Annotated in this window: 1 protein-coding gene; it reads left to right on the top strand. The window is 62.7% G+C overall.

Annotated elements, in window-relative coordinates:
- The first annotated feature begins 50 nt into the window (after window positions 1-50).
- Window positions 51-1,286, top strand: a complete 1,236-nt coding sequence (locus IWX65_RS17570; protein ID WP_442859218.1) for an IS30 family transposase — start codon at window positions 51-53, stop codon at window positions 1,284-1,286.
- Window positions 1,287-1,313: the final 27 nt, after the last annotated feature.

The raw sequence follows: 1,313 nt of genomic DNA on the forward strand, positions 1-1,313 counted from the left end.
GGTAAAATCCACCGGTCGTCGCAACACTGGGCTTATTTTCAGGAGTTGCGATGTCCTCGAGGAAGGCTACGCAGAGCAAGACCGGCGCTCAGGGGAAGACCTCTGAGCGGGTTCGGTACGTCGAGTTGACGCGTCAGGGTCTGTTGAATGGGGAGATTTGCCGCATTCTCGGCATCAGCCGGCGTACGGGCACGAAGTGGCGTTACGGATTCCAGTTCCTGGACGCTGAGACTGGGCGGGTGTATTCCTACCCACCGATCGCTGACTTCTCCCGCCCGCAGGTGTCGTCTCCCCGGTACCTATCCGAGGAGGAACGGATCCGGATTGCTGACCTAATTCGGGCAGGCAGCAGCATCCGTGCGACGGCGGTCGCGTTGGGCAGGTCGCCGTCGACGATCTCGCGGGAGCTGCGCCGCAACGCAGCGGTGTCCGGCCGGTACACCCCTCATCGGGCGCACCAGCAAGCACGCCAACGACGGCTCCGCGCCCGCCCGGGGAAGATCGTGGCTACTCCAGCGTTGCGGGAGCAAATTCAGGAGTTGCTGAAGCGCCGGTGGAGCCCGGCGCAGATTTCCTGGTACTTGAAGACCACGTTCCCCGAGGACACGCAGATGCACGTCGTCCCGGAGACTATTTATCGGGACCTTTACAACTGGCAGGGTGGCGCTCTCACCCGGGACTACTGCGCTCTGCTGCGCCGCCGGCATTTGCACCGGAAGCCGTCTCGGAAGGTCCCGAAACGACGAGCACGGTTTTCCGGTGACGTTCTCATGATCGGCGACCGACCCTTCCCGCCGGAGGACCGCTCAACCCCCGGCCAGTGGGAGGGCGACCTGATCATGGGCCGGAACAACCGCTCGGCAATCGCCACACTTGTAGAACGACACAGCCGCTTCGTGATTCTCCTGCCCGTCGACCCGGTTAACAAAGCCGCATCCGTGCAGCAGATGATCACCGCGGCAATGCTGAAATTGCCGGCACATCTTCGTCGCTCGCTTACCTGGGATCAGGGGTGGGAAATGGCACGGCACACCGAGATCACCCAGGCGACCGGGATGGCGATCTACTTCTGCGAACCGCGATCTCCCTGGCAGCGCGGCTCGAACGAGAACGCCAACGGGCTGCTTCGGGATTACTTCCCGAAAGGCAGTAACCTCACCCTCCATAGCCTGGAGTACCTCGCGGCCGTTGCCATCGAGCTGAACACCAGACCCCGCCGAACCCTCGGCTGGGACACCCCCGCGAACCTCTTCGCTAAGCTCTTTGAAACCACCATCAGCACCTGAGTGTTGCGACGACCGGTGGATTTCACC

The sequence above is a fragment of the Arthrobacter sp. CAN_A214 genome (genome assembly GCF_015751955.1).
In the GTDB taxonomy this organism is placed as follows: domain Bacteria; phylum Actinomycetota; class Actinomycetes; order Actinomycetales; family Micrococcaceae; genus Arthrobacter_D.

Bases quoted from the DNA above. Each gene is read 5' to 3' on its own strand.
- IWX65_RS17570 (WP_442859218.1), top strand. From the start codon at position 51: ATGTCCTCGAGGAAGGCTACGCAGAGCAAGACCGGCGCTCAGGGGAAG.